The 8048-nt window shown below is 47.9% G+C and carries 5 protein-coding genes, 1 tRNA gene and 1 pseudogene; 1 reads left to right on the forward strand and 6 read right to left on the reverse strand.

What is annotated here, in order from left to right:
* Nucleotides 1-129: 129 nt before the first annotated feature.
* The 5 genes and pseudogenes from M0413_RS18130 to M0413_RS18150 all read right to left on the reverse strand — a co-directional run bounded on the left by M0413_RS18130 (nt 130) and on the right by M0413_RS18150 (nt 5318).
* Nucleotides 130-1023, reverse strand: coding sequence for a chemotaxis protein CheV (locus M0413_RS18130; protein ID WP_037420277.1), 894 nt, complete (start codon nt 1021-1023; stop codon nt 130-132).
* Nucleotides 1024-1158: 135 nt separating this feature from the next.
* Nucleotides 1159-1629, reverse strand: a pseudogene (locus tag M0413_RS18135) (phosphatase domain-containing protein).
* A 66-nt stretch (nt 1630-1695) separates the two neighbouring features.
* The gene (locus M0413_RS18140) at nt 1696-2979 is read right to left on the reverse strand and encodes a DEAD/DEAH box helicase (RefSeq protein WP_249555147.1); all 1284 of its coding nucleotides are present in this window, start codon (nt 2977-2979) and stop codon (nt 1696-1698) included.
* Nucleotides 2980-3016: 37 nt separating this feature from the next.
* Nucleotides 3017-3583 carry a methylated-DNA--[protein]-cysteine S-methyltransferase gene (locus M0413_RS18145; RefSeq protein ID WP_249555149.1) on the reverse strand — a complete coding sequence of 189 codons (567 nt, stop codon included), beginning with the start codon at nt 3581-3583 and terminating at the stop codon, nt 3017-3019.
* A gap of 109 nt (nt 3584-3692) precedes the next feature.
* The gene (locus M0413_RS18150; protein ID WP_249555151.1) at nt 3693-5318 is read right to left on the reverse strand and encodes a DNA-3-methyladenine glycosylase 2 family protein; all 1626 of its coding nucleotides are present in this window, start codon (nt 5316-5318) and stop codon (nt 3693-3695) included.
* 181 nt (nt 5319-5499) lie between these two features.
* Between M0413_RS18150 and M0413_RS18155 the strand changes: the two genes are divergently transcribed.
* Nucleotides 5500-7329 (forward strand): ABC transporter ATP-binding protein, encoded by a 1830-nt coding sequence (locus tag M0413_RS18155; protein ID WP_249555153.1) that lies wholly within the window; start codon nt 5500-5502, stop codon nt 7327-7329.
* A 609-nt stretch (nt 7330-7938) separates the two neighbouring features.
* On the opposite strand, the gene M0413_RS18160 is transcribed toward M0413_RS18155, so the two are convergent.
* Nucleotides 7939-8014: transfer RNA gene (locus M0413_RS18160), tRNA-Glu, on the reverse strand.
* Nucleotides 8015-8048: the final 34 nt, after the last annotated feature.

Genomic DNA, 8048 nt, shown 5'->3' on the forward strand with positions numbered 1-8048 from the left:
CACCTTCAAAATTGAGGCCAATAAGGTTTTATAGGATGTGATGGAACTTGTCTAGCTTTGCAGGGAAATAAGCGAATTAAATTACCCAGTCCCTGCAAAACCCTTACAAAAATCCAACACGCTCTAATTTCACCGCTTAGCCGCTAAATCAGCCCCCCGTAGCATAGCTTCCACAAGCTCATGGGCATCAAACTTAGTCAGCGCCTCATTTGCCCCAACTTGATGGGCTTGGCTGACGCTGATTTCGCTCGACAACGAGGTATGGAGAATAATATAAGCATTAGCCAACAGTGGATTATCTCGGACTTCAAATGCCAGCTCATAGCCATCGAGCCCCGGCATTTCGATGTCACTAACTAAAATATCAATCGGGTGACGCTCGGCAGCCGCCTGCTCCATAATAGAGAGCGCTTCTCTTCCATCAGGGGTCACGAAATAGGGAATATTAATACTATCGAGCGCATCGGAAAGTTGCTTACGGGCCACCTTAGAATCATCGACCAACAGAATCCGCATGGGTTTTAACTTCTCCCGCTGCACATCCGTTAGGATTGCTCGATTGGCCTCGGGTGCATCGGGGAACACCTTCGACAGTAACAGCTCCACGTCAAGTAACTGCACTAACTGATTATCGTAGCGCGTCACCCCAGTTAAAAAGGCATTTCTCCCTAAATTTGCCGATGGCGCTTCAATGTCACGCCAATTGCACTCAATAATCTTATCAATGGCGCGCACTAAAAAGCCGATAATCATGCGCTGGCAATCAGTAATGATGATATAGCAATGTTTACGTTCTTCATCACTGATTGGCCGATAACCAATGGCAGCCGCCATATCCACCACAGGGATGGTATGACCACGAATGGTCGCGGCACCCATGATTGTCGGATGAGATTTAGGGATCTTACTCAGCGGCGTGTAAGGCACTAATTCACGAATTTTGAGCGTGCCTAAGGCAAATACCTGATGTTGAGATAACCGAAAAAGGAGTAGCCCTTGTGACTGATTTGCCTTACTTTTCATGATAAAACTAAGCGCTCACTCAAATTAAACTGCCAGTATATTAACCTTAACATGCCTTAAAAGTGATGACTAAGGTCAAATGTGATCAAATCAGCCAATTACTTTATCTTTGGAACAATCTTCCCTTCTCAAGGACTAATCCTGCAAAGCATAGAGCACATCGAAGGCAAACTGATCCCACCCCTCAGCGCTAAAAGCAATGTCGCGAATGCTGCGCACTTGGCTAACGGCATGCAACGGCGCAGCACCATTAACCATGAGGTAATAAGCCATAATGAGCCCGGTACGATCTTTTCCCGAACGGCAATGGATTAACACGGGTAAATCATCGGCTTCACATTGTTGAATAAAGGCTAGCGCTCTAGGTAATTGGGCGACACAAATGGCGATATCCCCTTCCTGTGGCGGCACGTTTCTGGAAAACGGGATACATTCATAACGCAAACCATGGTGCTGAAAACTACCGGGCTAGCAGCCTTCTCCGCCATTAACGGATAACACGGCGCGGATCCCCGATGCTTTAAGCTCTGCTAAATCCCAAGGGTCCTTATTAGGGCCACTGCGGCCCGCGATTTTACCTTCAACTAACCAAAATAAATGCTGCATACTGCCTCTACCAAACCAATTCGAAACAACCTGAAGATATGCTAAGCATAACTCACACCTGAGGAATTAAGACTTTTTACCCCAAAACTCAACATTCGCCACGGGTAACTGTTTACGCTTTTTCTTGCCAGAGCCTTCGGGCTTGGCCTGAGGTTTTTCCTGCGCTAACACATCCAGCGGTATTTCAGCATTGGCTTCAAATCCGGGGATTTGTTCACGCACCAGTTTGATTTTGTTTTTCTTTTCAATCACACCAAAGTGGTGATATTCCTCATGGGAAATTAAAGTCACCGCGAGGCCCGCCTCGCCCGCACGACCGCTACGACCAATACGGTGCATATAATCGGCTGGACTTCTTGGTAAATCAAAGTTAATCACGACGGGGAGTTTATCAATATCAATACCACGGGCTGCGATATCAGTCGCAATTAGCACACTAATGTCACCATTTTTAAACCCATCAAGGACGCGAGTCCGCGCACCTTGAGCTTTATCGCCATGGAAGACTTCGGCGCTAATTCCCCGTTTTGACAACTTTTGCGCGAGGTGGTTACAGGTATTTTTAGCACTGACAAAAATTAACGCCTGTGACCATTGATGCTGTTTAATCAAATGGGCCAATAACGCTGTTTTTTGCGCGCGGTTAACGGTTATCACACGCTGAACAATGGTGCTTTCTTGCTCACTTTGCAGATGAAACTCAAGCGGTTGATGGAGTAATTGGGTCGTTAGCGCGCGCACTTCTTCGGGGAATGTCGCCGAAAACAGTAAGGTTTGTTTTTTGGCAGGGAGCGCCTCAAGCACTTGATTTAATTCATCAGTAAACCCAAGGCTTAACATGCGGTCCGCTTCATCCAGCACTAAGGCCGAGACGCGATTTAACTTAAGCGCATTGCTGGCTAATAAATCCAGTAAACGCCCAGGAGTTGCGACCAACACATCGGCGCCAGCGCGTAAGCTTTGCATTTGCAGATTGACAGACACACCACCAAAGGCCGCGACAATCTTAAGCTGACCATTAAAATGGGATGCATAGGATAAAAAGCTGTCGGCGACTTGCTGCGCCAATTCGCGGGTAGGTACGAGCACCAAACACCGCACTTGGCCTGTCGACTTATCAGCACTTTTCGCTTCACTCAATCGCTGCAATAACGGCACTGCAAAAGCAGCAGTTTTTCCAGAACCGGTATTCGCCCCTGCTAACACGTCCTGTCCACTGAGTACGGCAGGAATGGTAGCCGCTTGTATCGGAGTGGGAAAAACATAACCCAGCTCAGAGAGTCGATTACATAAGGGGGCAATAATGCCAAGTTCGGCAAAGCTGGCAACGGCGGAAGAAGCTTGGGTCATAAAAAATTACATGGCTCATCAATAACAAATATGACCGCTATTCTAACGTAAAATGCGCGCCCTTGCTTGTCGATTCCAGCATTAACAGTTGCTGTTTCATCGTAAGTCCATAGGCATAACCCGTTAATTGGCCATTTTTACCAATGATACGGTGACAGGGGACAATAATCGCGATGGGGTTGGCACCATTAGCCGCACCGACCGCCCTGACAGCTTTTGGCCTGTCGATACGCTGGGCGATCTCGCCATAACTGCAACTCTGGCCATAACCGACCTGCACCAAGGCCTGCCACACCTGCTGCTGAAATTCGGTGCCCTTAGGCGCTAAGCTTAAGTGGAACTGGGTTAGCTCACCGCGAAAATAATCCAGAAGCTGCGCCTTTGCCTGATCAATATGACTTTTAGCCCGCGCGAGTTCGTCATCACTTGCGACCTTTAGGGGGAGCTCGGTTCGACTCGACCCCACAACAGTTAAATGGCTCAATCCGTAGGCATTGGCATCAAGTTGTAGTACGCCCACAGGAGTACTTAAGATATCGACAGCGCAGGGCTGATAATCTTTGGCCGTTGGGGCGCTAATCAGTTGCGATAAATTCGGGCTCATAGTGGTTCTCGTCAACGGCTTTAGTACAGTGTTTTAGTACTGTGTTTCAAATAGTGGCTCTCATATAGAGCCTCGGTACTGAATCAATAACTACATGGCCTGAAATGCCCTATGCATTGGACCACAGCAGGAAGGTCAAATAACTCCCCCAAGGGGCGATATCCGCACTGATCCGCTCAACAATCGCTGAATAATCCAGTTGTTTTTGCGCTTCATTATCTAACCCTGTCTGCTCACCCATCGTCGCCAGTAATTGCTTTTTCACAATTAAATCCGTGTGCAGGAAGATATTTGGATCGCCAAGCCCACGTAATTTGGCATAGGCAATGGTCCAGGGGCCAATGCCTTTTACCCCAATCCACTCATCGGCTGTGGCTTCTGGGTGCTCACAGATAAACGCCGCAAGCGCATTGAGCGCCAGTTTGCGCGCACCAGGCATTTTAAGCTCATCGAGGCAGGCATGACGGATCAACTGCGGTGTAGGGAACAAGCGATACTCTTGCCCGTTTAAGCTAAAACGTTCGCCATAGGCTTCGACCAATAAATTGAGTAACTTAGTGGCCTGCACTACGCTCACCTGCTGACCTAAAACGGCTCGGCAACCCGCCTCAAATAAAGATCCTGCTCCCGGGATCCTAAGACCTGATTTAGGGATTAACTTAAGATCGGTCAAACGCTGTAGGTTGTGCTCAATCAGCTGCATATCGGCATCGAGATCTAAAATGCGCCGCACTTGGGTGATGAGTTTTTGTAGGCCCGCCAAGGGCGAGTCGGGTGTTAATGTCAGCGTGATTTTAAAGCGATGCAAATGTGCCTCATGGGCGATACGCACCACTGCGCGGATATCCTCAAGTTGCAGGGTGCGACCATACTCAAGTGTATCTTGGGGCATCATGTCGTTGGAGTCATGATTTGCCCCCTCACAAAACCACTCCATTCCCGCCACGGCGCGCAGGCGATAAAAAGCTAACTGCGCCGGCCAATCGAGCGGCGGTCTGTAATACTGATATAAACTCAAACTGTGCGCTGGCATCTGCTGCGGACTAGCCTTATTAGTTCTCTCCCCTTCCTCTAACTTGGCAGTCGACTTCAGACTGGATTTTCTTAACTGTGTGGGCGTTAATTGCAGAGTCTGTTGAAATGCCTCGTTGAAACGGCGAATACTGTTAAAGCCTGCGGCAAGCGCAACCTGAGTGATGGGCAGCTGCGTCTGATGCAACAACTGTTTTGCGAACATTAACTGACGATAGAGTGCAAATTGCTTAGGCGAAGTGCCAAATCCAGAGGTAAATAACTTATTTAGATAACGGCTGCTGATCCCCAGTTTGTCCGCCAAGGCCTCGACCGTTAATCCATGCTCACCCGATAAGGCGCCAGCTTCAATCAAACCTATAGCTCTGTCTAGGGTTGTGCCTGTACCTTTCCACGGATTAGAGCCTGGTGCACTGTCTGGGCGGCAACGTAGGCAAGGCCTCAGCCCCGCCTGTGCGGCTTTAATGGCCGAGTCGAAATAACGTACGTTTTCTTCTTTAGGTGCAACGGCAGGGCACACCGTTCGGCAGTAAATGCCCGTACTTAACACGCCCACAAAGAACTTACCGTCAAAACGTGGATCACGGCTGATGCGAGCCTCGCGGCAAATCGTCGCGGATAAGTAGCACTCTTGCAAATCGTTTACTACAGGCACGACTAGTGGTTTAGTGGTTGGTTTTGGACTCACTGCTATCAGCTTCATTTGGCTATCCGACAATCTTATTCACAATTTTGTACTTGTCGGTTACTGTACGTCACCCTATGCTAGCACACTCGCGGAAAACGGAACTGGATCATCGCGTGCTTTTAAAGTGCAAGATCCTATATGCTAGACACCTCGACGTTTTCCCCATTTACTTTTCTCAATAAAATAGAGTCAATTCATGTTTAAACGATTTGAATCTTGGGTGGAAGCCCTACCGGATGGCGAACCAACCAAGCCTCCCACGGGGGTGTATGCGTTTTGCCGTCACTACACTAAGGGTTATGAATTACCGCTGATATTAATGTCAGTGCTGACAGCCTTCATCGCCATGCTCGAAGTTTCACTCTTTGGCTTTATGGGACAATTAGTCGATTGGTTAGTGAAAAAAAGCCCAGAGACGCTCTATCAGGATGAAGGTTCAACGCTGATATTAATGGGTTTAATGGTCCTAGTGGTGATGCCATTGTTAGTGCTATTTCATGCACTAATCATGCATCAAACCTTGCTGGGCAATTATCCCATGTCGATCCGCTGGCTTGCGCACCGCTATCTGCTCAAACAAAGCGTCTCCTTCTATCAGAATGACTTTGCTGGCCGTATTGCCACTAAGGTGATGCAAACCTCCCTTGCGGTGCGTGAAACCGTAATGAAGTTGCTCGATGTACTGGTATACATTTTAGTGTACTTCACCTCCATGCTGGTGATGGTGGCCAGTGCCGATGTGCGCCTAGTGGTCCCGATGCTGATTTGGCTAGCGCTCTATATTGGTCTGCAATGGTACTTTGTGCCGCGGCTTAAAACGGTCTCAACCGAACAGGCCGATGCCCGCTCGACAATGACGGGCCGAATTGTCGACAGTTACACCAATATCACCACGGTAAAACTGTTTGCCCATACGGATAAAGAAGCCGATTACGCTAAAGCGAGTATGCGCAGTTTCCTCGATACCGTTTATCGCCAAATGCGCCTTGTCACGGGGATCAGCGTCAGCGTACAAATCATTAACTACTTACTCGCGTTCAGCATTGCCGCCGTATCAATCACGCTCTGGAGTGACAATGCTATCTCGGTGGGTGCAATTGCAATTGCAGTGAGTTTAGCGCTGCGCCTCAATGGGATGTCGCAGTGGATCATGTGGGAAATCAGTTCATTATTTGAAAATATTGGTACAGTCACCGATGGGATGAACACCCTTTCCAAGACGACACTCATTCAAGACTCGCCAGATGCAAACACCTTAGTAGTGGAACAAGGTCGGATCGATTTTAATCAGGTGAGCTTTCATTATGGTGAAAATACTGGCGTAATCGACAAACTCAACCTCACGATCAAAGCGGGCGAAAAAGTCGGTCTAGTTGGCCGCTCGGGCGCGGGTAAGTCTACCTTAGTCAATCTGTTAATGCGCTTTTACGATGTTGAGAAAGGCCAAATTTGTATCGATGGACAAGACATTAAGTCCGTCAAACAGGATTCGCTACGTTCACAGATTGGTATGGTCACCCAAGACACATCCCTACTGCACCGCACGATTCGTGAAAATATTCTGTACGGCAATCCAGGGGCGAGCGAAATCCAACTCGAACATGCGATTAAACAAGCTCAGGCCCATGATTTTATTAATGAACTAACCGACCCTAATGGCAATCATGGTTTAGATGCACAAGTCGGTGAACGCGGCGTGAAACTCTCTGGCGGACAAAGACAACGTATCGCGATTGCTAGGGTGCTATTAAAAAATGCCCCTATTTTACTGCTCGATGAGGCCACTTCTGCCTTGGACTCTGAAGTTGAAGCTGCGATTCAAGAAAGCTTGTACGAATTGATGCAGGGCAAAACCGTAATTGCAATCGCCCATCGATTATCGACTATTGCCGCAATGGATAGATTAATCGTGCTCGATCAAGGTCGGATTGTTGAACAAGGAACCCATCAAGAGCTGATTGCTGCTGGCGGTATCTATGCCCAGTTATGGGCTCACCAAACTGGCGGATTTTTAGGGGTTGAATAGTGTCGAGTTGTAACTTAATGAACTGATTTTAAAGGCGACATTAAGTCGCCTTTTTATTTTGTTCTGCCCCGTCCTTAATAGCGTTGACACCTTAAACCAATTGTATTGAATATCTGTTCATTCAGCGGGAATTCAACGCGCTTTAGACAAGGCGAAGGCTTGAAGGCATAGTGGTGCTCTGTCGAAAGCCTTAAACGCAGTATAAAGCGCGTTGCCATACAGTGAACATCAGCCGCCCTTTGGGAGCCACCCAGGCATCCCACTCCGATGTTGTATTGACTTAAAAGGGAATGACCATTTCTGCGTCAATGCGCCTTGGATTGAAATGCCTGTGAGGCTCTGAACTGATTAAATATTTAATGTGATTGGTTTACATACTAACAGCGAGACATCGTTCCAAGACTTTATCCCAATATGCAGCAAGCAAGTCTAAACCCAATAGAAACAGAGGAACCAATAAACGTTGTGGCTTGTGGCTTGTGGCTTGTGGCTTGTGGCTTGTGGCTTGTGGCTTGTGGCTTGTGGCACGATAAAATAATAGATACAAAAAAACCATCTTTCGATGGTTTATTGTCTTCAACTAACGTTAGCGATTAACCTTAGTTAAGGTGGTATCCCCTAGGGGATTCGAACCCCTGTTACCGCCGTGAAAGGGCGGTGTCCTAGGCCTCTAGACGAAGGGGACACAAGGACTTATGTTTTTCCTCATAACTGAGGTC

This window comes from Shewanella sp. 8A, from assembly GCF_023475945.1.
Lineage (GTDB): Bacteria > Pseudomonadota > Gammaproteobacteria > Enterobacterales > Shewanellaceae > Shewanella > Shewanella xiamenensis.

What these genes read in the sequence shown, in the direction of transcription:
- M0413_RS18150 (WP_249555151.1), bottom strand. Translation starts at nt 5,318, where the DNA reads ATGAAGCTGATAGCAGTGAGTCCAAAACCAACCACTAAACCACTAGTC.
- M0413_RS18155 (WP_249555153.1), top strand. Translation starts at nt 5,500, where the DNA reads ATGTTTAAACGATTTGAATCTTGGGTGGAAGCCCTACCGGATGGCGAA.
- M0413_RS18140 (WP_249555147.1), bottom strand. Translation starts at nt 2,979, where the DNA reads ATGACCCAAGCTTCTTCCGCCGTTGCCAGCTTTGCCGAACTTGGCATT.
- M0413_RS18130 (WP_037420277.1), bottom strand. Translation starts at nt 1,023, where the DNA reads ATGAAAAGTAAGGCAAATCAGTCACAAGGGCTACTCCTTTTTCGGTTA.
- M0413_RS18145 (WP_249555149.1), bottom strand. Translation starts at nt 3,583, where the DNA reads ATGAGCCCGAATTTATCGCAACTGATTAGCGCCCCAACGGCCAAAGAT.